This window comes from Aeromonas ichthyocola, assembly GCF_046087985.1.
Classification (GTDB): Bacteria; Pseudomonadota; Gammaproteobacteria; order Enterobacterales; family Aeromonadaceae; genus Aeromonas; species Aeromonas rivipollensis.
Genome location: NZ_JBJSWH010000007.1, coordinates 110,458 through 132,782, shown reverse-complemented (window position 1 = coordinate 132,782; position 22,325 = coordinate 110,458). Strand labels below are relative to the sequence as shown.

Below are 22,325 nucleotides of genomic sequence, written 5' to 3'. Positions count from 1 at the left end.
GTGAGCACCACAGCACAGGAGCACCATCATGAGCCAGACCAACCCCCATGCACCGAACCGGATCCAGCAAGGAATGCGCCGCTACTTCCGCCGGATCCTGCCCCGCCCGCTGACCCTGATCGAGGATCCCATGCATCAGCTCAACCGTCTGATGCAGTGGGACATGCACCAGATAGACGACAGGGAGTATCGCCGTCGCCTCTGATTGGGTCAGGACTCCGGGCAGGGAAGGGCGCCGCAGGATCACTGCAAGCCTCTATGCTTTGCCGGATTGGGTGGTTTACATCGGCGCAGGGCCTGCTAGATTGGACGTCTATCCATCCATAATGGCGACGACGTCCAACAAGGAGTGTGTGATGAAAGATGCGACCCTGGCCCTGCACCACGGCTTTTCCCACGATCCCGCCACCAAGGCGGTGGCCGTGCCCATCTACCAGACGGTGGCCTACGAGTTCGACAGCGCCCAGCACGGGGCGGATCTGTTCAACCTGGCGGTGCCTGGCAACATCTACACCCGCATCATGAACCCCACCAACGACGTGCTGGAACAGCGGATGGCTGCCCTCGAGGGGGGCATAGCCGGTCTGGTGGTCTCGGCGGGGTCCGCCGCCATCACCTACGCCATCCAGGCGCTGACCGCCGCCGGCGACAACATTGTCTCCACCCCACAGCTCTACGGCGGCACCTACACCCTGTTCGCCCACATGCTGCCGAGTTTCGGGGTCGAGGTGCGCTTCGCCAAAGATGACAGCGCCGAGGCCATCGCCGCCCTCATCGACGACAAGACCAAGGCGGTCTACTGCGAGAGCATAGGCAACCCGGCGGGCAACATAGTCGATCTGGCGGCGTTTGCCAGGGTGGCCCACGCCCGCGGCGTGCCGCTCATCGTCGACAACACTGTCGCCACCCCTGTGCTGTGCAAACCCATAGAACACGGCGCCGACATAGTGGTGCACAGCCTCACCAAGTACGTGGGTGGCCACGGCAACTCGCTGGGGGGTGTCATCGTCGACTCGGGCAAGTTCCCCTGGGCGGATAACGCCGAACGCTTCCCCCAGCTCACCCAGCCGGAGCCCTCCTACCACGGGGTTGTCTATACCGACGCCTTCGGGCCTGCGGCCTTCATAGGCCGGGTACGCACAGTGCCCCTGCGCAACACGGGCGCGGCCCTGGCCCCCATGAACGCCTTCCTGCTGCTGCAGGGGCTGGAGACCCTGAGCCTGCGCATGGAGCGCCACGTGGACAACGCCCTGCGGGTCGCCCACCACCTCAAGCATCACCCCAAGGTGGCCTGGGTCAGCTACGCCGGTCTGCCGGGTCACCCCCACTATCCGTTGGCGGAGAAGTACATGGGCGGCCGCCCCTCGGCCATCCTCTCCTTCGGCCTGAAGGAAGGGTATGAGGCGGGCGTGCGCTTCTACGATGCGCTCAAGATCTTCAAGCGGCTGGTCAACATAGGGGATGCCAAGTCCCTGGCCTGCCACCCCGCCTCCACCACCCATCGCCAGCTGAGTGACGCCGAGCAGGCCAGGGCAGGGGTCAAGCCGGAGATGATCCGGCTGTCGGTGGGGATCGAGGCGATCGAAGACATTCTGGCGGATCTGGATCAGGCGCTGGAGGCCTGAGTCAGCACAGAGCGGGCATCTGCCCGCTCTTTTTTGTCTGCCGGTGAACCAGTCACCACGCCAGCGCGTATCAGCCGCTTCCGCCACCCATCGAGGTTCCCATGATAGTCCTGCACCACCTGAACAAGTCCCGCTCCCAACGCATCATCTGGCTGCTCGAAGAGCTGGGCCTGCCCTACCAGATCAAGGCCTACCAGCGCGATGCCACCAGCTTCCTGGCGCCCCCCGAGCTCAAGGCCATCCACCCCCTCGGCAAGTCACCCGTCATCGAGTTCGACGGCCGCGTATTGGCCGAATCCGGCGCCATCACCGAGTACCTGATAGCCCGTCACGCCCCGGAGCGACTGGCGCCAGCCACCGACAGCCCCGACTACCCCGAGTACCTGCAATGGATCCACTTCGCCGAGAGCTCCGGCATCTTGCCGCTGCTGCTGGACATGTTCGTGCGCAAGGACGGCAGCCCAATGCGCTTCCTGCCGGGCTACGCCCAGGCGGAGTGCGCCAAGGTGCTGGGCTATCTCAACGAGGTGCTGGCCAGCCGCCACTATCTGGTGGGGGATCGCCTCTCCGGCGCCGACATCATGAACTCCTTCCTGGTGGATCTGCTGGCACAAAGCGGCCAGCTGGCCCAGTTCCCGCACCTTAAGAGCTACTGGGAACGCCTCAATACCCATCCGGCCCGCCAGAAGGCGGCAGCCCTGGAGCGCGAGCTGGATCTGGGGGCCTGATCGACTGCCCCTGCCCTGGAATACAAAACGCCCCGACAATCGGGGCGTTTTCTTTTCAGCTCGGGAAGGATCAGAGGGCGTGGGAAAGGATCCGCGCCACCTTGTCCGGATCTATGTCCTGCTGCTCCCCCAGCGCGGTCAGGCCGAAGCGCTTGAGGTTAGAGCAGATGGCGGGGATGCAGCTCTCGTTCAGGCCGTAGTCGGCAAGGCGGGTGCCCACCCCCATCTGCTGGAAGAACTGCTCGGTGCGGATGATGGCCTCCTCGATGCGCAGCGCCTTGTCCTCCCTGCGAGAATGCCAGACCCGCTCGGCGAACTGGGCCAGCTTCTCCTGCTTCTGGGCCGCCTGCTCCCGCAGCAGGGAGGGCAGCACCACCGCCAGGCTCTGGGCATGATCCAGCCCGTGCAGGGCGGTAAGCTGGTGACCTATGGCATGGGTGGACCAGTCCTGGGGCACGCCGCGCCCGATGAGGCCGTTGAGGGCCAGGCTGGCGGCCCACATCAGGTTGGCCCGCACCTGGTAGTTGGTGGGCTCCGTCAGCGCCCGCGGGCCGTTGTCCACCAGCACCTGCAGCAGGCCCTCCGCCAGCCGGTCCTGCACATCCCCTCCCACCGGGAAGGTGAGGTACTGCTCCAGGATATGGACGAAGGCATCCACCACGCCGTTGCCCACCTGGCGCACCGGCAGGCTGTAGGTGGTGGTGGGATCCAGCACCGCAAAGCGGGGCAGCACCAGCGGATTGTAGAAGGAGAGCTTGGCCTCCCCCCGGCTCACCACGGCGGCGGGATTGCTCTCAGAGCCGGTGGCAGGCAGGGTCAGCACGCAGCCCAGCGGCAACGCTGCTTTGATGGGCGCCTTGTCCAGCAAGATGTCCCAGGGATCCTCCCCCTCGAAGCAGGCCGCGGCGGCCACGAACTTGGTACCATCCACCACGGATCCGCCGCCGACCGCCAGCAGGAAGTCGATGCTCTCGCGCTTGACCAGATCCACCGCCTCCATCAGCTGATCGTACTGGGGGTTGGCGCCTATGCCGGGAAACTCCAGCCACTCCCTGCCCGCCAGCGCCTGGGTCAACTGCTCATAGACGCCGTTCTGCTTGATGCTGCCGCCGCCGTAGAGCACCAGCAGGCGGCTGCCCGCCGGTATCAGCTCCGGCAGCGTGGCTATCTGGCCCTCCCCGAAACAGACGCGGGTGGAATTGGCATATTGGAAGTTGTACACGGCAGAGCCCTCGGTTGAATGCATGCAGGGGGATTGTGCGCCAGCCATCCCATCAGGTCAAAAAACGGGAGCGAGCCATCAAAATGGCGATCTCCCCTTTGGCATCATGGTACTCAGGCATGACTTTTCCATGGTGTCACTGGAGCAGTCCCCTGCTCCCTCATGGCGCCGCGCCATGCCGTCATCCCATTGGGTCAAAAACGGGAGCGAGCCATCAAAATGGTGATGCGCTCTCTTTGACATGATGGTACTCAGGTGTGACTTTGCTATGGTGTCACTGGAGCAGGGGGAACACTCCCCGCTCCGTCATGGCGCCGCGCCATGTCGTCATCCTGACGCCTCTCGCGGGGTTCTGTTTTCCAGTCATAGGGTCTCAATCATGAAACTGAAGCACGCATGGATCGCAGGAGTGCTCACTCTCTGTGTCAATCCCCTGATACAGGCCGCCGAAGTGACCGCCAATGTGGCCGTCACCCCGGGCCAGGCCAGCCTGGCAGAAGAGGTGAAAGCCGAGGCGACCGTCACCGCCATCGATCTCGCGACCCGCAAGATCAGCCTGAAGAATGCCGAAGGCCAGACCTTCGATCTGGTCGCCGGGGAAGAGGTGACCAACCTCCAGAACCTCAAGGTGGGGGACGTGGTGGCGCTGCGCTACCTGCAACTGCTGGATCTCGAGCTGCTCAAGGGCACAGCCGGCGTGAGAAAACGGGTGGTGGAGGTCGAAGGGAGCAAGGCGGCCGCCGGCGAGCAGCCGGGCGCCGGGGCTGGCATGCAGGTCACCATCTATGCCGACGTCATCGACGTCGACAAGGCGCAGCAGACCATCAGGGTCAAGGGTGTGGACGATACCCTCACCCTCAAGGTGAAGGATCCTGCCCAGTTCGCCCTGATCGCCAAGGGTGATCAGATCAAGGCCGTCCAGACCACGGCCATCGCCATAGGGATAGTGCCCAAACAGCCCTGAGGCACACCGTCTGCGGCAGGGAGGGCGCTGGCGCTCCCTGCTTCATCCTTCGCATCCGGGGCAAAATCTTGCCCAGTTGACACCAAAGATTGCCGTTCGAGTCGTTGGTATCAGGCCTGGGCGCTCTGCCCGCTCGACGACTTGCCGGTAAGCCTGTCCATGGCCGCCTTGAGCATGGCATCACGCTGCTCGGTCAGGGCCCGGGTCTGGGTCTCACGCTCTTCGGCCGAGAGCGCCTTGTTGTCGGCCACCCCCTCGATCTGGCTCTCGAGATCGTCAAATTTTTTGCGATCGAAGCCGAGTGCCTTGTCCACCAGCTGCTGTACCACCGTATTGTTGGCGCTCCCGGCCAGGGAGGCGCTCTTGCCGCTTCTGGCCAGATGCTCGTAAGTCAGTACCTGTTGCGCCTTGCCGGTCAGCACCTGGCTGGAGAGGCTGACCTGCTGATCCCAGCTCCCCTGCTGGCTGTCATCGCCACTGAGGGTGGCCAGGGCACGGCTGTGGGACGCACTCTGGGCGAGTTGCTGACCATAAGGTTTGATGTCCATGAAGGCTCCAAGCTGCTGCCGGCCAGGCCGGCGTCCGGGGGAGAGACTCCCCGCCAATAACCATGACCAGCAAGTTGCAGGCCAACTTGACCACTGGGTGGCAGCGACCTGGGATAGCGGGTGAATGACGCCAGATGACGCGGCGGGCAGGCGGGAAAAACGACAGGGCAGCAGCGAGAAGAGGCCCCCAGGGGTGCCTCTTCTCATCCCGGCGAGACGGGGTTCAGCGACGGCTGATCTGCAGCGGGCCGAAAGTCTGGGCCACCGGCATGATCTCTATGCTGTTGATGTTGACGTGGGCGGGCTGCTGGCTGACCCAGAGCACCGTATTGGCGATGTCCTCCGGCTGGATGGCCTGCACCCCCTGATAGACGGTCGCCGCCTTGGCGTCGTCACCGTGGAAGCGCACGTTGGAGAACTCGGTCCCGCCGCACAGGCCAGGCTCCAGGTTGGTGACGCGGATGGCGGTGCCCGCCAGATCGGCCCGCAGGTTCAGGCTGAACTGCTTCACGAACGCCTTGGTGGCGCCGTAGACGTTGCCGCCCGGATAGGGGTAGGTGCCTGCGATGGAGCCGATGTTGACCACGTGGCCGCGATTGCGCGCCACCATGCCCGGCAGCAGCAGGCGGGTGAGCAGGGTCAGGCCGCTGATGTTGGTGGCTATCATCTGCTCCCAGTCTTCCAGATCCGCCTTGTGGGCGGGCTCAAGCCCGAGCGCCAGCCCGGCGTTGTTGACCAGCAGATCCACCTCCTGCCAGGCGGCCGGCAGCCCCTCGATGGCGGCGCGGGTGGCCGCCTTGTCCTGCACGTCGAACGCCAGCGGCAGGAACTGCTCGCCCAGCTCGCCGGCCAGGGCAGCCAGCCGATCGGCGCGGCGACCGGTGCCTATCACCCTGTAACCAGCCTGCACCAGCTGACGGCTGATGGCCTCACCAAACCCGGACGAGGCGCCCGTTACCATTGCGATCATCTGAACCTCCATTGTTATTTATCTGGTTGAAACAAAAAGAATTCACTCATTATCCAGCTCGCGCCCCGTCACCTTGCGCCAGAGGAAGACCGACAGGTGCAGCAGCAGCAGGCCGCAGCCCCCCAGGGCAAACAGCAGGCCGGTGAGGGCATTGACCGAGGTGTCGGCGCCACACCACCACCAGACCAGCCAGCCCACGGCCCCGATGACGAGGGTCTGGATGGCGCAAACCGGGCAACGCCCGAGTTTGGCCTTGATGGCCGTTGCCAGGCAGTCGTCACAGCCCATGACTGCCCCTCGATGTCGAGACAGCACGGCTCATGCCGCTCCCTGCTCATCGGATCGCAGTGGCAGCACCAGCCGGTGCGCATGCTGACCCGGCCCGTAGTAGTCCGGCAGCCTGAGCCTTGGGCGAAACCCCAGCCTGTGGTAGAGGGTCTGGGCCTCGGGGTTGGCGTCGGCCACCTCGAGCCGGATGGCACCCCAGCCCGCCTCCCGGCCCTCCCGGATCACCTGCTCCAGCAGGCGCCGGGCCCAGCCCTGGCGGCGCACCGTCCAGCGAATGGCGAGGGTCTGGATGATGAGCCTGTCCCAGCCCCTGTGCTCCAGCACGCTGAGGTAGCCCATCAACTGCGCCTTCTCATCTTGCAGCAGCAGGGTGCGCCCCTTGGCATGGCTGAGCAGGTAGTGCCAGCGGCTGCGGCCGAAGGCAACTTCGGGGGGGAAACAGTAGCGTTCCAGCTTCACGATGGCGCCCAAATCATCGGTTCGGGCCGCGCGCACGGTCAACACGGGGAGTCCTTGTTCGGTTATTTATCCTCAGCACCAGAAATGCGACTTGTATCACAAGTTACCAAGGCAGAATATTAGGCACTGTAACCTCTTGTTTCCCCTCGCGCCATTGCCGTGCTTGTCGGTGCATCGAAGCCCACTGGGGATCCTGCCTTTTCGGGCAGTCCTTTCTGTGGAGCCGAAAATATGAGTACCTATGTCATCGTCGAGGAGCTGGGCGACTGGCCCTGCCATGCCGATTATCTGCTGACCGCCCGCACCTATCTGCAACACGGCGTGCCGACCACGGGCGGCCGCCCCCGCATCATCAACCTCTGTCGCAGCCTGGAACACCTGAGCGCGGGCTACTACTGCTCACTGCTGGCCCAGGCCCGCAGTCACCACTGCCTGCCGGGACTGCAGGCCATCAGCCGGCTGCAACCCCAGCAGCCACCGGCCAAGCTGTGGCGCAAGCTGCAGGGCTGGCTGACCCGCCAAAGCGAGGACAGGATCCGGGTGCGCGCCATCTTCGGCCAGTGCGAGCAGAGCGAGCTAGGGGGGCTGGCCCGCTACTACTACGGCCTGAGCCAGCTGCCGTTGCAGGAGCTGACCCTCAAGCGAGGTCGTCACGGCTGGTCGGTGCGCCAGCAGCAGAGCCTCTCCCCCCTGGAGTTAAGCCAGAGCGAGCGAGAGCTGATGCTGCAACACGCCCAGGCCCTGGTCGGCACCGGGGGCGAGGAGCAGACGGCGCCGCTCTATCAGCTCGCCATCCTGATGGATCAGAGCGATGGCCGCGCCAGCAGCGATGCCCTTGCGATAGAGCGCTTCATTCAGGCCGCCGCCGCCCAAGGGATCCAGGCCGAGATATTGGCGCCCTCCGCCATAGAGCGGCTGCCGGAGTTCGACACCCTCTGGCTGCGGGCCGAGACCGCGGTCGGCCACTACACCTTCGAGTTCGCCCGCCGCGCCGAGCAGCTCAAGATGCCGGTGATCGACAGCTCCCGCGCCATCCTCGCCTGCAGCAACAAGCTCTACCTCTACGAGCTGATGGTGCGCAGCGGCGTGCCCATGCCGCCGACCATGGTGGTGACCCGCCGCGGCCGCCACCAGGTGGACGAGCTGGTGCAGCGGCTCGGCCTGCCGCTGATGGTGAAGGTGCCCGACGGTGCCCAGGGCCGGGATCTGGCCATGGCGAGCGACGAGACCCAGCTCGCCCGCCTGATGGACGAGGGGCTGGGCCGCTCCGCCCTGCTGCTGGTGCAGAGCCGGATCCCCGCCGAATTCGACTGGCGCATCGGCTTTCTCGACGGCTCGCCGCTGTTCGCCTGTCGCCGCTACCGGCCCGAGCCGGGCAATCGCATCCGCCGCCGCAAGCACCCCCTCGACCTGAGCCGGATCGAGGCGCTGCCGCTGACCGAGGTGCCGGAGCGGGTGTTGCAGACCGCCCGCCGCGCCGTGCACCAGCTCGGCAACGGCCTGTTCGGGGTGGATCTGCGCCAGCAGGGCCAGGGCTGCGTGCTGCTGGAAATCATCGACAATCCCTGGATACGTGGCGATATTGAAGACAGAGAGGCCAAAGATCTCTACGAGCGCCTGGCCAGGGCCTTCCGACAACGGCTGGAGAACCGGGGGCAGAGCGCGGCAGGATAACAAGCAGGATCGGCAGAGGTGGGTATGATGACAACGCAGTGGTGGGACATAGCGCCCCTTGGCTGGAACAACATTCTGGCCTGTCTGGTGTGCGGCGGTCTGGTCGGGCTGGAGCGTCAGTTGCACGGCAAGCCGGTCGGCATTCGCACCTCCTCCCTCATAGTGCTCGGCACTTACTGCTTTCTCGCCATCGGCGCCGCCGTCAGCCCGCAGTCTGCGGATCAGGCGCGGGTGCTGGGCCAGCTCATCACCGGCATCGGCTTCCTCGGCGCCGGGGTCATGATGACCCGGGATGGACAGGTGCTGGGGGTGACCTCGGCCGCCACCATCTGGATGCTGGCCGCCCTCGGCGCCCTGATCGGCATGGGAATGCTGCACCAGGCCGTGCTGCTCACCGGCGTGACCCTGGGGATCCTGGTGGGGGTTCACTACCTTGAGACCAGCTTCAAGAGCCTGCGCCGCGGGGTGCACAACCGGCTCGAGCACTGGCGCAGCGGCAACGAGCGCGGCGCGCCGGCCAGCCCCCGTCAGGAGGAGCTCGGCAGCGGCCTCGAGAAGTGACCCTGTCGCCAGCTGGCAACAAAAAGGGCTCCCCGCGGGAGCCCTTTTGCTGTCTGCCGTCTTATTGCAGCAGCAGGAAGCGGCCACTGAGGGGCGGCAGATCCACCGTCAGGCTGCTGCCACCCAGCGCCAGGCTCTCGCCGCTCTGCAGGTCCACCAGGGCACTGCCACTGCGCAGTTTGCCGACCGGCAGGGCATAGCTTTGAGGCGTGGTGGAGAGGTTGAGCAGGTAGACAATCTGCTCGGCCGCCGTCTGCTTGATGTCGCCATAGACGCTGCCATCGGCCACCAGCTTGACTCGCTCCCCCTGATAGAGAGCGGGATGGGCTGCGCGCAGGGCCAACAGCTGGCTGAGCCACTGCTTGAGCTCGGCCTGCTCGCCGCTCGGGGTGAAGCCGGTGACACCGGGCACCTTGCCGTCGCTGCGGGCCACGTGATCGTCGCACAGCCCCTGCGCGGCACAGTCGCCGCTCACCTGCTTGGCAAAACCCGGCACCTCGTCGCCAAACTCCTCGCCGTAATAGAGGGTGATGGGGCCGGAGCGGGCAGCCAGGAAGCTGAAGGCTGCCTTGTGGCGCTGCCAGTAGTCCGCATGATTGAAGTTGCCACGCTCCAGCAGATCGCCGAAGCGCACCAGATCGTGGTTGCCCAGCATCAGGTTCGGCATGGCGTGATTGGGGTAGTTCTCTACCTTGTTCCAGCTGGCATCGAGCACGCTGGCACCCTGCCCGCCCTTGCCGGACTCCTCCACCGCCAGCGCCTGCACCAGGCCGTAGCGCAGCGGGAAGTCGAACGCCGAGGAGAGCGCCGGGTTGTCGCTGCTGCCATAAGCCTGGGCCCGGATCTCGTCAGCTCCCTTCCACACCTCCCCGACCAGGTAGCCGAGCGTGCCCCACTGCTGGCCGGCAGCCTTGCGCGCCGCGCTGGCCTGCTCCACCTCGGTGCGAATGGCGCGCCAGTCATCCAGCCCCAGCTGATAGGCCTGATCGAGGCGCCAGCCGTCGATGCCGTACTGCTGGACCCAGTAGCGGGCCACCTCCTTGAAGTAGGCGAGGCTCTCGGGCTGGCCGTAATCCACCAGCTGGCCCGGATAACCGGCGCCGCCGCTGGTGAGGGCAGGCAGACGGCCCTCGGGGGAGGGCTTGCTCACCCCCACCTTGTTGACATGGCCGAAGACGCCGTCGAGGAAGACATAGAGGCCGCGCTGGTGGGCCGCATCCACCAGTTTTTTCAACTGGGCGTTGCTGCCGAAATTGGGGTCCACGTTGAAGAAGTCGCAGGCGAAATAGCCGGTGGCATCCAGCCTGTCGTCCCCGGCCTGACCGGCGCAGGAGTCGAACACAGGGGTGAGCCAGATGGCGTTGACGTTGAGGCTCTTGATGTGGTCCAGGCTGTCGATGATCCCTTGCAGATCGCCGTTGTGCCTGGAGGGGCCGTAGCCGACGCCGTAATTGGCACTGCCGTCGCCATCGACGAAGGACTCCACCATCACCTGATAGGTTCTCAGGTTGCAGGCGGGCTGATCATCGCCATGGCAGGCGCGACTGTCCGAGGTGGGGGGCGGATTGACCACGGGGGGCTGGGTCTCGCCGCTGGATCCCCCGCCGCCGCTGCCGCACGCTGTCAGTAACAAGGCGGCCCCGATCAGGCCGCCATGGCGCAACCTTCCTTGTTTCATTGTTATCTTCCCGCTGTGGTGGTGCTGGCGCAAAATGCGCCACCCTGAGGCCATGATAACGGCCTCGCCAGAGCGGGTCTGTGACTGAAAACGTTACCTGGCTCAACGAGTTAGCCCGTCACTCTCAGCCCGGATTGCGATCCGGGAAGGCCTCGCGCTCGTCGATGGGGGCAATCAGGTGATAGACCTCCTGGGCCGACAGGGTGCAGCCCGAGGGCCACTCCAGCTGGTGGCGGCGATTGATGAAGACCCGGGCGCAGCGCCGCTCCGAGTCCAGCACCGCGAACAGGGGCTGGCTGCGCCAGGGGGTCAGGTCCAGCACCCCGGTGGTGCCGTCAGAAAGCACCACGAACAGGCACCAGCCGTGCACATACTCCACATCGATAAAGACCGGCATCCCTTCGGCTCCGATTGAGAAAATCCGGCGCCATTATAGGCAAGCCCCTCGCCGCACTTTGCAGTGGGGATCACACAACGCCCAGTCATTTATGCTGTCTTTTGGCTCCTCCGGGAGCCCTCATTAAAAAATCAATGTTATCAATAGCGTCCAATCTCTCCCTGCGCCGCAACCTTTCCCCGCCCCCATGGTCATATCCCTGCAATATAAAAAAAGCTGTCCTCGGATGGGCATCAAAAAACAGGCTTTATCAGGAAAAACAATGACAAAAATAAGACATTGGCTGGGTCCATTTTGGCCCATCGCCATTTTTTCGGTGATCGCGCTCATCGCCCTCTCCGCCAGCCGGGGCAGGCCTGGGGCTCTGGCAACAGGAGCGGGTCGACGCCGTCGCCAGTTGGTCAGAAATGCTGCTGCAGGGATTGCGCGTCGACTTCGCCACCCTCTGCTGGCTGTGGGGCGTGCCCGCCGTCTTCACCCTGCTGCTGGCCGGCCCCCATGCCCTGGGCCGCGCCTGGTTGCCACTCATCCGGGTCTGGCTGACTCTGGGGCTCTGGCTGATGCTCTTCCTCGAGATCTCCACCCCCGCCTTCGTCACCGAATACGGGGTTCGTCCCAACCGCCTCTATATCGAATACCTCATCTACCCGAAGGAGGTGCTCGCCATGCTGTGGGCGGGCCGCAAGGGCGAACTGCTGCTGGCCCTGGTGTTCAGCCTGCTGACCCTGGGGGGCGGCTGGTGGCTGAGCGGGCGCCTGATGCGGCACCTGAGCTTCCCGCGCTGGCATCTGCGCCCGGCCTTCGCCCTGCTGATCCTGGCCATCGGCTTCCTCGGTGCCCGCTCCAGCCTGGGGCACAGGGCCCTGAACCCGGCCATGGTGGCGTTCGCCAGCGATCCCCTGGTCAACGCCCTGACGGTCAACTCCGCCTACTCCCTCTTCTTCGCCATCAAGCAGATGAGCAACGAGGAGAGTGCCGGCGAATTCTACGGGGAACTGCCCAGAGAGCGGATCCTGGAACTGGTGCGCGAGGAGAGCGGCCGCCCCGGCCAGGACTTCAACTCCGAGACACAACCCAGCCAGACCTTCAACGAAGCCAGCCATAGCGGCAAGCCGAAGAACCTGGTGATCCTGCTGCAGGAGAGTCTCGGTGCCCAGTTTGTCGGCTCCCTCGGAGGCCTGCCCCTGACCCCCAACATAGATGCGCTGTCCCGGGAGGGATGGGCGTTCGAGCAGCTCTACGCCACCGGCACCCGCTCGGTGCGTGGCATAGAGGCGGTGCTGACCGGCTTCACCCCGACCCCGGCCCAGGCCGTGGTCAAACTCGGCAAGAGCCAGACCAACTTCTTCACCATCGCGGATCTGCTCAAGCAGCGGGGCTATGACACCAGCTTCATCTACGGCGGCGAGAGCCACTTCGACAACATGCGCAGCTTCTTCCTCGGCAATGGCTTCACCACCATAGTCGAGCAGAAGGACTTCAAGAACCCTGTGTTCGAGGGCTCATGGGGTGCCTCGGATGAAGATCTCATGGCCAAGGCCAACGACACCTTCGAGGCACTCCACAAGCAGGGCAAGCCCTTCTTCAGCCTGGTATTCAGCTCCAGCAACCACGATCCCTTCGAGTTCCCGGACAACCGCATCTCCCTCTACGAGCAGCCCAAGGCGACCCGCAACAACGCCGCCAAATATGCTGATTACGCCGTCGGCGAGTTCTTCAGGAAGGCCAAGGCATCGGACTACTGGAAGGACACCCTGTTCCTGGTCATCGCCGATCACGACAGCCGGGTCGGCGGCGCCAGCCTGGTGCCCATCCCCCGCTTCCATATCCCTGGAGTCATAGTGGGAGAGGGCATAGCGCCGAAACAGGATAGGCGCATCGTCAGCCAGATAGACATGGCGCCCACCCTGCTCTCCCTGATGGGCATAAGTGCCGACTACCCCATGCTGGGCAAGGATCTGACCCGGATGCCGGCGGACTGGCCGGGGCGCGCCATCATGCAGTACGACAAGAACTTCGCCCTGATGCGGGGCAAGGATGTGGTGATACTGCAACCTGAGCGGGCGGCGGAAGGCTTCGTCTATGACGATGCCAGCGAGACCCTCACCCCGGCCCCGCAACCGGACGCCATGAAGGATGCCGCGCTGGGCCTGGTGCTCTGGGGCAACCTGGCCTACCAGCAGGGACTCTACCAGACGGCGCCGGACGACAGGCTCGTCCTCAACTGAAGGGATGCAGAAACGAAAAAACCGCCAACTGGCGGTTTTTTTGCGGCTTCCCTGACGCTCAGGGGTGAGTGAAGCAGGGCAGGGAGCGGCTGAACCTGTGCTCGAACACCAGGGAGGTCTCGAGGTGCACCACCTCTTCCCGGGAGGTGAAGTGATCGAACACGAAATTGCGCAGGTGCTCGGTGTCGGCGACGCAGAGGTGCACCAGGAAATCATCCTTGCCACCCATGTGAAACAGGCTGATCACCTCGGGCAACGCCAGTATGGCATCGCGAAACGCATCTATGATCTGCCGGCTGTGGCGCGCCAGCTGCAGGGAGACCATGGCCTGGATATGGCCGCCCAGGGCCTGATAATCCACTTCGCAGTGAGCGCCCTTCAGCACCCCGTCCTGTTGCAGCTTGCGCACCCGCTCCAGGCAGGTGGAGGGAGCCACCCCGACCAGGGCCGCCAAATCCTTGTTGGTCATGCCCGCATCGCGAAACAGATGGGCCAGGATGTCCAAGTCCAGTTGATCCAGGTTTCTCATCTCTACTCCTTCCATCGCTCAATTTTTTTAGACTCTGCCCGTAAACCGGGCCGAACACAACGCAGATTGACATCGCACCCGCGCCCTCTATGCTGTGCCGCACTCAAACAGGGGGCCAACAAGTTCGTTTGACACCCTCTCAGCACCGACAAGGATCCTCATGCTCAGTGCCCACCCCTTCTGGAGCCTGGAGGTTCAGCGCCTCGACGGTCAGCTGTTGCTCACCCCCTGCCCCGGCAACCAGCAGGTTGCCATGCCCCTCGCCCTGGCCCAGTTGCAGCTGGCCGGTGCCAGCGGTGTGCTCACGCTGATGACGGAGGATGAGCTGGCCGCACGCGGCGCAGGGTCCCTCGGCTCACTGGTCAGGGCCAGGGGCATGGCCTGGTTCCACCTGCCCATAGCGGACGATGAGGCCCCCGATGAAGCCTTCGAGCAAGCCTGGCCCCCCGTGCTGCCGCAACTGCTCTCCCTGCTGAGCGAGGGCAGGCACCTGGCCATGCACTGTCACGGAGGGAGCGGCCGCACCGGGCTGGTGGCGGCCCTGCTGCTGATGACCCTGGGCCAGCCCCAGCCGGAGGCCATGGCCGCCATCCGGGCCAGGCGACCCGGCGCCTTTACCCTGGCCTGCCACCGTCACTGGCTCGACACCCGGGGGCGACGGCTGGCCGGGGCAGACTGAGGGGTCCCCTGATCCTTGAGCTGCTGATAAGTGAATACCTTGCCGAGCCCGAGTCACCTAGCCCTTGGGTTGCTCGTAGGTGAACACCTTGCCGATGTCCTCCAGCCGATAGCTGGTGAGCTGGTAGACGTAGTAGTTGAGCCAGTTGGAAAACAGCAGGTGGCCGTGGCTGCGCCAGGTGGCGCGCGGAGTCTGGCCGGGATTGTCGTCCGGGTAGTAGTTGACCGGGATGACAGGGGTGAGCCCGGCAGCCAGATCCCGTTGATACTCCCCGTCCAGGGTCAGGGCATCGTATTCGGGATGGCCAGTGACGAACACCTGGCGGCAATCCTTGGTCGCCGCCAGATAGACCCCCGCCTCCTCCGACTCGGCGAAGATCTGCAGATCGGTGTGGGCGCGGATGAGGTCACCGTCGAAGGCCGCATAGCGGGAGTGCGGCGCGACGAACTCGTCATCGAAACCGCGCAGCAGCGGCTCGTGCTCGTCGAGGCGGTGGTGGCGATAGACCCCGGACAGCTTCTCGCCGTGGGTCTGTTTCTCCATGCCGTAGAGCGCCTTGAGCGCCGCCTGCACCGCCCAGCAGAGGAACAGGGTCGAGGTCACATGCTGATGGGACCACTCGATGATCTCGACGATGCGCGGCCAGTAGACCACCTCCTCGAACTCCACCAGCCCGAGCGGCGCCCCGGTGATGATCATGCCGTCGTAGTTGTTGCCACGCACCTGCTCGAAGTCGTGATAGAAGTTCTCCAGGTGCGCCTGGGGCGTGTTCTTAGACTCCCGATCGTCTATGCGCAGCAGATCCACGTCCACCTGCAAGGGCGAGTTGGAGAGCATCCGCATCAGCTGGATCTCGGTCTCTATCTTCTTGGGCATCAGGTTGAGGATGAGCACCCGCAGCGGACGGATGTTCTGGGTGACGGCCCGGGATTCCGTCATCACGAAGATGTTCTCCTGCCCCAGCACTTCGGCGGCGGGCAACTGGTCCGGGATCTTGATCGGCATGCTGACTCCCTGTACTGCATCGGTAAATATGTCTGGACATCTAGAAGCCTATAATAAAGCGCCCATCCTGTCATCAGATACCTTTTGTATTCACCCCTGCCTTTGACTAGCATACGGCTCTGTGTGTCTCTCGTGTCCAACCCCATGACAGGAATCAAGATCTCGGTAGACCGGCTGCAAGTCGGCAATTACGTCTCCCTGCCACTGGGATGGCGTGAGCACCCCTTCCTGTTCTCCAGCTTCAAACTCAAGAGTGAAGAGGAGATAGAGCTCATTCGCCGGCTCGGCCTCAAGCTGGTCACCATCATTCCCGACAAGAGCGACGCCCCTCCCAAGCCCCTCGATCAGGTGCAGCCCGCACCGGATGGCACTGGCGATCTCGTCGACCGCCAGCAGGAGATGCAGCAGGAGAAGACCAGGCGCATCGAGCAGTTGCAGCGCTATCGTCGGGATCTGCAGCAGTGCGAGAAGCATTTCCAGCAATCCCTGGCCCAGGTGCGCAACCTGATGGGCAAGATCCAGTCCCGCCCCCTCAACGCCATCAATGAGGCCCAGGAGCTGATCAACGCCATGACGGAGCAGCTGCTGTCGGTGGACGAGATGGTGCTGCACCTGGTCTCCGACAGCGCGGATGGCAACAGCCTCCAGTTCCACTCCCTCAACGTCAGCGTGCTCAGCATGCTGCTGGCCAGGGAGTGCAAGTTGCCGGCCGAGGCTATTCGCCAGGTCGGCATGGGAGCCCTGTTCCACGACATCGGCAAGCTGAAGATTCCGAGCCAGATCCTGCGCAAGACAAGCCCCCTGACCAAACCGGAGCAGAACCTGATGGCCCAGCACCCGCGCTATGGCCTGGAGCTGCTGAGCCTGGCCAGTGGCTTCCCGGAGCCGGCGAAGCGCATAGTGCAGTACCATCACGAATACCTGGACGGCAGCGGACCCCAGGGGCTCAGGGGGGATCAGCTCGACCCCCTGACCCAGATAGTGTCCCTCATCAACGAGTACGACAACCTCTGCCATCTGCAGGCCAAGGTGCCCTACTCGGCCCTCGGCAACCTCTACAAGCAGCGCAAGGCCCAGTTCAACACCGACCACCTCGGCATGCTGATCCGCCTGATGGGCATCTACCCGCCCGGCAGCGTGGTGCAGCTCTCCAACGGCCAGGTCGGGCTGGTGATGTCGGTCAACGCCTCCCGCCTGCTCTACCCCGCCGTGCTGGTGTACGATCCCCGCATCCCGCGCCAGGAGGCGGCCATCATAGATCTCGAGCAGGCCGAGCTGACGATTGCCAAGGTGATCCACCCCAAGCGACTGCCCCCGGCGGTGTTCGAGTACCTCAACCCGCGCACCCGGATCAGCTACTACTTCGAGCACAACAAGCCCTGATCGGGATCCACCATCCAAGGAGTCTGCATGCGTATCGAGATCATCAGCACGGGGGACGAGATAGTGACCGGCCTGGTGGTGGACACCAACGCCGCCTGGCTCAGCGCCCTGCTGCTGGAGCAGGGCTGGCAGGTGCGCCGCCGCCTCACTGTGGGCGACAACCTCGCCGATCTGAAGGCCGCCTTGCAGGAAAGTGCCAGCCGGGCCGAGGTGGTGCTGGTGTGCGGGGGCCTGGGCCCCACCGCGGATGATCTCACCGCCCAGGCGGCGGCAGAGGCCTTCGACCAGCCGCTCACCCTGTTCCCCGACTGGCTCGCCACCATGGCCGAGCGCTACGCCAGCCGGGGCCGCACCATGGCCCAGAGCAACAGCAAGCAGGCCTGGCTGCCCCGGGGCTGCGAGATCCTCGACAACCCGGTCGGCACCGCCTGCGGCTTCCTGGTCAGCCACGGCCAGAGCCGGCTCTTCTTCACCCCGGGCGTGCCGTTCGAGTTCAAGCAGATGGTGCGCGAGCAAATCCTGCCGCGCCTCAAGGCGCTGGCGGGGGAAGATACGGACACAGAGCTGCGCCGCTTCTATACCTTCGGCATCTCGGAATCCGCCCTCTCGGACAAGCTGGATGCGGCGCCCTGGCCCGCCGGCATCGAACTCGGCTACCGCTCCTCCATGCCCCTCATCGAGCTGAAACTCATCGGCCATGGGGCCAGCGAAGCCGACATGGCCGCCGCCGAGGCGCGCCTGCTCGGGGCGATCCGCCCTGGCTGGTAGGGCGGGGCGATGAGGAGCCGGCGCAGCAGATCCTGGCGCTGCTGGGGGCAAACCGCTGACGCTGCTGGAAGGGGAGAGCCGGGGCGCCCTGCTGGCCATGTGCCACCCCCATCCGGCCCTGACGGCCAGCTTCAGCCACAGCCCTGGCCCACGAGCTGGCGCAGCTGGCGGCGCCCGCAGCGGGCCTGCAGCCTGACCATAGGCCGCGCAGGGCCCGGAGGGCGTGCCGCTGCTGCTCTGCGCCGATGGGCAGCAGATCGGCCAGACAAGGTCAAGGTCAGCCACCCGGACCCGACAGCGGCCGCCGCAACAACCAGATCCTCGCCTTCGCCGCCCTCGACATGCTGCGCCGCCACCTGCAGGGCTTGCCGGTGCTCGGCGACTACCTCACCCTGGCCAGAACCGCCAGCCGCATCTGATAACCGGGCTAGAAGGCGCCCCCCCCACCCCGATGTTCCCATGCACCCGACCGGGGTGGTGATCCCGGCGAGCGCCAGGGTCAGGTCATGGTGAGGATCACCCCGAGCAGGCCGGGCACTATGTTGACCGCCGAACGGCGCGCCGGGTTGAAGTTCCCTTGAGTAGGCCAGGCCGTTTCGAATCGGCGAGCGGCGAAAGCGCCGGCGCCAGGGCCAGAGCAGGGGTCTGCCCGCTGAGCGGTGTGGCGGGCAGCACCAGCACCCCGCAGCAGGTGGCCTGCTGCACCCCGACGTAGCCGATGTGCACCACCTGGCTCGCCTTCACCGCCTCCACCAGCAGGGCACGCTGACCATCACCCCCCACCGGGATCTGGCGCAAGGGGCCTGGTGCTTGAGCCTGTCCCGTGCCAGCTGCCTGCCTGCGAGCCCCCATATCCCCAGGCCGTACCGCTGCGATTCTTTCTGAGTGAGAGCAGGCTTTGGCCCTCGGCTCAGCTGACGCGATGGCCAAACAGGCGCCGGGCAGGCCTGCTGCAACCAGGCGGCCGCCAGCTCCTTGTCCACCAGCACCCGCAAGCGCTGGCCGAGCTGGGCGGCGGAGGGCAGCTGCACTGCCGACCGAGCAGGGACTGGGGGTGATCCATGATGGCGAGCTGATGGCAGCAGGGCGCTGGCCAGGGCCATGGGCACTATGTGCCACAGGCTGCCTTCTGCCAGGGCAGGAGTGAGTTCGACCTTGTGGGCAAGCAGGGCGCAGGTAACGGAAAACAGCAGGTGGCCTTGGGCGGTCATGGGGCTCGTTCGGTTGGGCAAGAGGGCAGTAGGGTCGGCAGCGACCCGCATCAACGCCTCGGGGCGGCGGCATGGCGGCCAGCACGGCACCCACCGCGACCCGATTGAAAATCCCTTGAAGCGCCACCTCGCCGGCCAGCAAGGCGGCCTGCGCTGGCAAGGTGAATGTCGCGCTGGGCGCGGGCCTTGCCACCCTGAACTTGATGCCCATCGGGGGCAGGAATCGGTGAAATAGTCAGCAGATACCGCCAAACACACCTCATTTGACACTCCACAAGCGACCGCGCCGTCGCCACCGGCCTCTCTCCCCGTCACAGAGTATTTCCTCAACCCGGCTCACCCATTTACACTCGGCTCGTTGACCCGGACGGCGAAATGTCAGAATACTGCGGTTCTTGGCCGCCCTGGCGGCATTCGCATTTTTAACAAAATGCCGATTAACTGACAGGGGGCCGTTCCAATTGGGATGCGGACGAAGGAAGGAGATCCGGGTGTTAAGCAAAGAGTGGTTACTGCTGTCAGCCGATATGGAATACGCCTGCCTGCGCATTACCCCGGGCTGACCAACCCCGTCCGGAGCAACATGTCCAGGCCCTGCTGCTGGCTCTCCAACTGCCGCCGCTATCAGCCGTTGACGAGGGGATCAAGCAGGCCATCAGCCTGCTCAACACCCTGCTCACCAACCCGACGCCCCCTCCCGGCACCCTCCCGTGCCCATAGCCCAGCGGCAGGATGCCCGGCTCCTCGTGCTGGTCGACAAGGATCAGATGAGCGCCAGCGCCCAAATCACCGCCGACTGGGGCGGCAGCCCCCTGACCCTGGCGCAGTTGCAGGAGGCAGTGGCGGCGAGCCCAATCAAGCAGGGGGTGAGCGAGCGGCTGCTCGCCGCCGCCATCAAGGCAGCCAGCGAGGCGGCTCCCGGCGCCCAGCTCAAGCTGCCGTAATCGCCAAGGGCAAGGCGGCCAGACATGGCCAGGATACCCGGCTGGAGCGGCTGGTGGAGACGGCGGCGGAGCGGATCCTCAAGCCCCAGGAGGTGGACCACGGCAAGGTAGACATGCGCGATCTCGGCACCCTGCTCACCGTCAAGGCGGGCGCCCCCCTGATGCGGCGCCACCCCGCCACCCAGGGTATAGACGGCTTCACGGTGACGGGCCAGGTGCTGCCGGCCCGTTCCGGCAAGGAGAGCGCCATGACGGCGGGAGAAGGAACCTGTTTCTCCCCCGAGGATCCGGATCTGCTGCTGGCGACCCGTGCCGGGCTACCTTGCCAGGAGCGGGCCGGCATGAGGGTGGACGAGGTGCTGAACGTCAAGCAGGTCGACATCCGCCACGGTCACGTCATGTTCGAGGGCTCCCTGCTGGTCACCGGGGACGTCATGCCCGGCATGCGGATCAAGACCAGCGGCGATGTGGTGATAGGGGGCTTCGTCGAGGGGGGCTATATCGAATCCGGCGGCACCATCACGGTGCGCAACGGCATCATAGGGCGCAAGCTGGAGGGGGACCAGTACCTCTGCCACCTCAACGCCGGGGGCGAGATCCACGCCAGCTATGCCCAGTACGCCAGGCTGGAGGCCGATGGCGACATCCATATCCAGAGCCAGCTCAGCCACAGCTATTGCCGCAGCGGCCAGGACATCAGGGTCGGGGACAGCGCCATGCGCAAGGGCCACCTCATCGGCGGCATCAACATCGCCAACCGCCTCATCATGGCGCCCGTGCTCGGGGCCTCGGCGGCGAACCGGACCCGGCTGCAGATCCTCGGTGGCTACTTCAGCCACAAGGAGCAGGAGCAGGCCCTGCGTCAACGCAAGCAGGCCTGCCGGGAGCAGCTCGACAAGCTGCAGGATCTCATCCTGCGGCTGCTGCAACTGCCCGGCGACAAGCGCAATCCCGAGACCCTGAAGAAGATCAAGGAGCTGCGCACCCGTCAGCTGGACGAGAGCAAGTCCCTTGACGAACAGCTTGCCGAGGCGCAGCGCGAGCTGCAGGCCCTGATGGCCAACATGGACATCATCGCCACCCAGCGCCTCTTCCCCGGCGTCGAGGTGGAGATGGCCCATCACCACAACAGGGTCGACATAGAACACGGCCCCATCCACTTCGCCATCCGGGAAGATCAACTGCAACTGACCCCTTACGAGGGCCAGCACTGAGAGGCGCCATGGCCCCTCTTAAGCGATGGCGGCGTGATCCCGACGGCGATTTTCGCTACACTCGGCCTCCCCTTGGCCCCATAGGGCGGGCCGGCCAGACTCAGGTAGTGAGAAGATGTACAAGCTGATCGCATTGGATATGGATGGCACCCTGCTGAACCCGCACGGTCAAATAACCCCCCGCACCCATGCCGCCATCGCGGCCGCCCGCGCCCAGGGCGTGACTGTGGTGCTGACCTCGGGTCGCCCGCTGGAAGGCATGACCCCTTATCTGGCCGAACTCGGCCTCACCGGTCAGGATGACTACGTCATCTGCTACAACGGCGCCCTGGTGCAGCAGGTTGCGGATCAACGCATACTGCGCAGCCAGCTGCTGACCGGCAGCGACGCCAGCGCCATCGCCCATCTCGCCTCTGAGCTGGGGGTCAACGTCCACGGCTTCTCCGTCCGCCAGGGCCTCATCAGCCCCAGGGTCAGCACCTACACAGAGCACGAGTCCCAACTGATCAAGATGCCGATCAACCTGGTGGACTTCGCCACCCTGCCGGCTGACGAGCAGATCATGAAGGTGATGATGATAGACCCCGAGCCCCAGCTCTCCCGCGCCATCGCCCAGTTGCCCGCCGAGCTCTATGAGCGCTACACGGTGGTGCGCAGCTCCCCCTACTTCCTCGAGTTCATGAACAAGCGAAGCAACAAGGGCACCGGCGTGGCCGCCCTGGCGGAGCATCTGGGCCTCACCGCCCACCAGGTGATCGCGGTGGGCGATGCGGGCAACGACCGCCACATGATCGAATATGCCGGACTCGGGGTCGCCATGGGCAACGCCACCGACGAGATCAAGACGCTGGCGCAGCACACCACGGCCCGCAACGACGAGGACGGCGTGGCCAGGGTGATAGAGCAGTTCATCCTCAATGCCTGAATCGACGAGGGGCCTGCGGGCCCCTTCTGCTATCCGGCCATCAGGGCCGGATGTTTAATATATCCACCACGCCTTTCCCCTAAATGCCCGCCAACTGCCGCTCAAGCCCCTGACGCAGGGACTCAAGCTGGCTCAGCCGCCACGAGATTTAACATTAACGCATCATTTCGTTTGACATATTGAACGGCCTTGGCAGACTGGGATCGGGATCCAGGCTGTCATCGCCCAGGCTGACCGACGATTCTGGCACTGTGGCACGACCCTGATCCCATGACCATGCCTTGAGGCATGCCCTTGCGGGAGTGACGCGGCAAGGGCCTTCCCA

At 64.9% G+C, this 22,325-nt stretch carries 22 protein-coding genes and 3 pseudogenes; 13 read left to right on the top strand and 12 right to left on the bottom strand.

Translation table 11 applies throughout. From position 1 onward, the window contains the following. Positions 1 to 28 precede the first annotated feature (28 nt). The 3 genes from ACF2JD_RS19615 to ACF2JD_RS19605 all read left to right on the top strand — a co-directional run bounded on the left by ACF2JD_RS19615 (position 29) and on the right by ACF2JD_RS19605 (position 2,353). Positions 29 to 205: a hypothetical protein gene (locus tag ACF2JD_RS19615; protein WP_005329369.1), complete on the top strand. Its 177-nt coding sequence runs from the start codon at positions 29 to 31 to the stop codon at positions 203 to 205. A gap of 151 nt (positions 206 to 356) precedes the next feature. Then, on the top strand, positions 357 to 1,625 hold the full coding sequence (locus ACF2JD_RS19610; protein WP_139744123.1) for an O-acetylhomoserine aminocarboxypropyltransferase/cysteine synthase family protein: 1,269 nt from the start codon (positions 357 to 359) through the stop codon (positions 1,623 to 1,625). Positions 1,626 to 1,726: 101 nt separating this feature from the next. Beyond that, a complete protein-coding gene (locus ACF2JD_RS19605; RefSeq protein WP_440988015.1) occupies positions 1,727 to 2,353 on the top strand; it encodes a glutathione S-transferase N-terminal domain-containing protein in 627 nt (208 codons plus the stop codon). Between the two features lie 70 nt (positions 2,354 to 2,423). Here ACF2JD_RS19605 and ACF2JD_RS19600 read toward each other — a convergent pair whose 3' ends face one another. Beyond that, positions 2,424 to 3,599 carry an iron-containing alcohol dehydrogenase gene (locus ACF2JD_RS19600; RefSeq protein WP_440988014.1) on the bottom strand — a complete coding sequence of 392 codons (1,176 nt, stop codon included), beginning with the start codon at positions 3,597 to 3,599 and terminating at the stop codon, positions 2,424 to 2,426. 385 nt (positions 3,600 to 3,984) lie between these two features. On the opposite strand from ACF2JD_RS19600, the gene ACF2JD_RS19595 reads away from it, so the two are divergent. Beyond that, positions 3,985 to 4,539: a hypothetical protein gene (locus ACF2JD_RS19595; RefSeq protein ID WP_440988013.1), complete on the top strand. Its 555-nt coding sequence runs from the start codon at positions 3,985 to 3,987 to the stop codon at positions 4,537 to 4,539. A gap of 110 nt (positions 4,540 to 4,649) precedes the next feature. Here the strand turns inward: ACF2JD_RS19595 and ACF2JD_RS19590 are convergent, their stop codons facing one another. From ACF2JD_RS19590 to ACF2JD_RS19575, 4 genes are all read right to left on the bottom strand, one after another. Continuing rightward, complete coding sequence (locus ACF2JD_RS19590; RefSeq protein ID WP_440988012.1) at positions 4,650 to 5,087, bottom strand: hypothetical protein; 438 nt, start codon at positions 5,085 to 5,087, stop codon at positions 4,650 to 4,652. Between the two features lie 223 nt (positions 5,088 to 5,310). Further along, on the bottom strand, positions 5,311 to 6,057 hold the full coding sequence (locus ACF2JD_RS19585; protein ID WP_413836697.1) for an SDR family oxidoreductase: 747 nt from the start codon (positions 6,055 to 6,057) through the stop codon (positions 5,311 to 5,313). A gap of 42 nt (positions 6,058 to 6,099) precedes the next feature. After that, positions 6,100 to 6,345 (bottom strand): DUF3624 family protein, encoded by a 246-nt coding sequence (locus tag ACF2JD_RS19580; RefSeq protein WP_440988079.1) that lies wholly within the window; start codon positions 6,343 to 6,345, stop codon positions 6,100 to 6,102. Between the two features lie 30 nt (positions 6,346 to 6,375). Further along, entirely contained in the window at positions 6,376 to 6,849 is a 474-nt protein-coding gene (locus ACF2JD_RS19575) for a GNAT family N-acetyltransferase (protein ID WP_111910706.1), read from the bottom strand. A gap of 186 nt (positions 6,850 to 7,035) precedes the next feature. Between ACF2JD_RS19575 and ACF2JD_RS19570 the strand changes: the two genes are divergently transcribed. Together ACF2JD_RS19570 and ACF2JD_RS19565 are read left to right on the top strand one after the other, a co-directional pair. Further along, positions 7,036 to 8,478, top strand: coding sequence for a RimK family protein (locus ACF2JD_RS19570; protein ID WP_440988011.1), 1,443 nt, complete (start codon positions 7,036 to 7,038; stop codon positions 8,476 to 8,478). 24 nt (positions 8,479 to 8,502) lie between these two features. Further along, a complete protein-coding gene (locus tag ACF2JD_RS19565; protein WP_392415983.1) occupies positions 8,503 to 9,039 on the top strand; it encodes an MgtC/SapB family protein in 537 nt (178 codons plus the stop codon). 61 nt (positions 9,040 to 9,100) lie between these two features. On the opposite strand, the gene ACF2JD_RS19560 is transcribed toward ACF2JD_RS19565, so the two are convergent. The 3 genes from ACF2JD_RS19560 to ACF2JD_RS19550 form a co-directional block, all read right to left on the bottom strand. Beyond that, entirely contained in the window at positions 9,101 to 10,717 is a 1,617-nt protein-coding gene (locus ACF2JD_RS19560; protein ID WP_440988010.1) for an alpha-amylase family glycosyl hydrolase, read from the bottom strand. Between the two features lie 124 nt (positions 10,718 to 10,841). After that, positions 10,842 to 11,114 carry a DUF2442 domain-containing protein gene (locus ACF2JD_RS19555; RefSeq protein WP_440988009.1) on the bottom strand — a complete coding sequence of 91 codons (273 nt, stop codon included), beginning with the start codon at positions 11,112 to 11,114 and terminating at the stop codon, positions 10,842 to 10,844. A gap of 123 nt (positions 11,115 to 11,237) precedes the next feature. Further along, positions 11,238 to 11,444 (bottom strand): hypothetical protein, encoded by a 207-nt coding sequence (locus ACF2JD_RS19550; RefSeq protein WP_440988083.1) that lies wholly within the window; start codon positions 11,442 to 11,444, stop codon positions 11,238 to 11,240. On the opposite strand from ACF2JD_RS19550, the pseudogene ACF2JD_RS19545 reads away from it, so the two are divergent. Then, positions 11,377 to 13,342 (top strand): annotated as a pseudogene (locus ACF2JD_RS19545) (LTA synthase family protein). The gene ACF2JD_RS19550 and the pseudogene ACF2JD_RS19545 overlap by 68 nt on opposite strands. A 58-nt stretch (positions 13,343 to 13,400) precedes the next feature. Here the strand turns inward: ACF2JD_RS19545 and ACF2JD_RS19540 are convergent. Beyond that, positions 13,401 to 13,871 (bottom strand): Lrp/AsnC family transcriptional regulator, encoded by a 471-nt coding sequence (locus tag ACF2JD_RS19540; RefSeq protein WP_025325515.1) that lies wholly within the window; start codon positions 13,869 to 13,871, stop codon positions 13,401 to 13,403. 160 nt (positions 13,872 to 14,031) lie between these two features. Here ACF2JD_RS19540 and ACF2JD_RS19535 point away from each other — a divergent pair, with 160 nt between their 5' ends. Beyond that, a complete protein-coding gene (locus ACF2JD_RS19535; protein WP_440988008.1) occupies positions 14,032 to 14,550 on the top strand; it encodes a phosphatase domain-containing protein in 519 nt (172 codons plus the stop codon). 57 nt (positions 14,551 to 14,607) lie between these two features. Here ACF2JD_RS19535 and metA read toward each other — a convergent pair whose 3' ends face one another. After that, entirely contained in the window at positions 14,608 to 15,555 is a 948-nt protein-coding gene (gene metA, locus ACF2JD_RS19530; RefSeq protein WP_111910712.1) for a homoserine O-acetyltransferase MetA, read from the bottom strand. Between the two features lie 144 nt (positions 15,556 to 15,699). Here metA and ACF2JD_RS19525 point away from each other — a divergent pair, with 144 nt between their 5' ends. Then, a complete protein-coding gene (locus ACF2JD_RS19525) occupies positions 15,700 to 16,938 on the top strand; it encodes a DUF3391 domain-containing protein (protein WP_440988007.1) in 1,239 nt (412 codons plus the stop codon). Between the two features lie 27 nt (positions 16,939 to 16,965). Next, positions 16,966 to 18,125, top strand: a pseudogene (locus tag ACF2JD_RS19520) (competence/damage-inducible protein A). Positions 18,126 to 18,243: 118 nt separating this feature from the next. Here the strand turns inward: ACF2JD_RS19520 and ACF2JD_RS19515 are convergent. Together ACF2JD_RS19515 and ACF2JD_RS19510 are read right to left on the bottom strand one after the other, a co-directional pair. Then, a complete protein-coding gene (locus ACF2JD_RS19515) occupies positions 18,244 to 18,504 on the bottom strand; it encodes a hypothetical protein (protein WP_440988006.1) in 261 nt (86 codons plus the stop codon). Between the two features lie 107 nt (positions 18,505 to 18,611). Then, positions 18,612 to 18,725, bottom strand: a pseudogene (locus tag ACF2JD_RS19510) (ABC transporter ATP-binding protein); the annotation flags it as partial. Between the two features lie 902 nt (positions 18,726 to 19,627). Here ACF2JD_RS19510 and ACF2JD_RS19505 point away from each other — a divergent pair. The 3 genes from ACF2JD_RS19505 to yidA all read left to right on the top strand — a co-directional run bounded on the left by ACF2JD_RS19505 (position 19,628) and on the right by yidA (position 22,000). Continuing rightward, the gene (locus tag ACF2JD_RS19505; RefSeq protein ID WP_440988078.1) at positions 19,628 to 19,861 is read left to right on the top strand and encodes a flagellar assembly protein A; all 234 of its coding nucleotides are present in this window, start codon (positions 19,628 to 19,630) and stop codon (positions 19,859 to 19,861) included. Further along, the gene (locus ACF2JD_RS19500) at positions 19,861 to 21,075 is read left to right on the top strand and encodes a FapA family protein (RefSeq protein WP_440988077.1); all 1,215 of its coding nucleotides are present in this window, start codon (positions 19,861 to 19,863) and stop codon (positions 21,073 to 21,075) included. Before ACF2JD_RS19505 ends, ACF2JD_RS19500 begins: the two co-directional genes overlap by 1 nt. Before the next feature lie 115 nt (positions 21,076 to 21,190). After that, positions 21,191 to 22,000, top strand: a complete 810-nt coding sequence (gene yidA, locus ACF2JD_RS19495; RefSeq protein ID WP_234676105.1) for a sugar-phosphatase — start codon at positions 21,191 to 21,193, stop codon at positions 21,998 to 22,000. The last annotated feature ends 325 nt before the right edge of the window (positions 22,001 to 22,325 follow it).

Excerpts from the sequence above, each read along its gene's own strand:
- ACF2JD_RS19550 (WP_440988083.1), bottom strand. The coding sequence starts at position 11,444 with ATGAGCGCGATCACCGAAAAAATGGCGATGGGCCAAAATGGACCCAGC.
- ACF2JD_RS19605 (WP_440988015.1), top strand. The coding sequence starts at position 1,727 with ATGATAGTCCTGCACCACCTGAACAAGTCCCGCTCCCAACGCATCATC.
- ACF2JD_RS19580 (WP_440988079.1), bottom strand. The coding sequence starts at position 6,345 with ATGGGCTGTGACGACTGCCTGGCAACGGCCATCAAGGCCAAACTCGGG.
- ACF2JD_RS19590 (WP_440988012.1), bottom strand. The coding sequence starts at position 5,087 with ATGGACATCAAACCTTATGGTCAGCAACTCGCCCAGAGTGCGTCCCAC.
- ACF2JD_RS19535 (WP_440988008.1), top strand. The coding sequence starts at position 14,032 with ATGCTCAGTGCCCACCCCTTCTGGAGCCTGGAGGTTCAGCGCCTCGAC.
- metA (WP_111910712.1), bottom strand. The coding sequence starts at position 15,555 with ATGCCGATCAAGATCCCGGACCAGTTGCCCGCCGCCGAAGTGCTGGGG.
- yidA (WP_234676105.1), top strand. The coding sequence starts at position 21,191 with ATGTACAAGCTGATCGCATTGGATATGGATGGCACCCTGCTGAACCCG.
- ACF2JD_RS19525 (WP_440988007.1), top strand. The coding sequence starts at position 15,700 with ATGACAGGAATCAAGATCTCGGTAGACCGGCTGCAAGTCGGCAATTAC.
- ACF2JD_RS19585 (WP_413836697.1), bottom strand. The coding sequence starts at position 6,057 with ATGATCGCAATGGTAACGGGCGCCTCGTCCGGGTTTGGTGAGGCCATC.
- ACF2JD_RS19565 (WP_392415983.1), top strand. The coding sequence starts at position 8,503 with ATGATGACAACGCAGTGGTGGGACATAGCGCCCCTTGGCTGGAACAAC.
- ACF2JD_RS19560 (WP_440988010.1), bottom strand. The coding sequence starts at position 10,717 with ATGAAACAAGGAAGGTTGCGCCATGGCGGCCTGATCGGGGCCGCCTTG.
- ACF2JD_RS19540 (WP_025325515.1), bottom strand. The coding sequence starts at position 13,871 with ATGAGAAACCTGGATCAACTGGACTTGGACATCCTGGCCCATCTGTTT.
- ACF2JD_RS19570 (WP_440988011.1), top strand. The coding sequence starts at position 7,036 with ATGAGTACCTATGTCATCGTCGAGGAGCTGGGCGACTGGCCCTGCCAT.
- ACF2JD_RS19615 (WP_005329369.1), top strand. The coding sequence starts at position 29 with ATGAGCCAGACCAACCCCCATGCACCGAACCGGATCCAGCAAGGAATG.
- ACF2JD_RS19555 (WP_440988009.1), bottom strand. The coding sequence starts at position 11,114 with ATGCCGGTCTTTATCGATGTGGAGTATGTGCACGGCTGGTGCCTGTTC.
- ACF2JD_RS19600 (WP_440988014.1), bottom strand. The coding sequence starts at position 3,599 with ATGCATTCAACCGAGGGCTCTGCCGTGTACAACTTCCAATATGCCAAT.
- ACF2JD_RS19610 (WP_139744123.1), top strand. The coding sequence starts at position 357 with ATGAAAGATGCGACCCTGGCCCTGCACCACGGCTTTTCCCACGATCCC.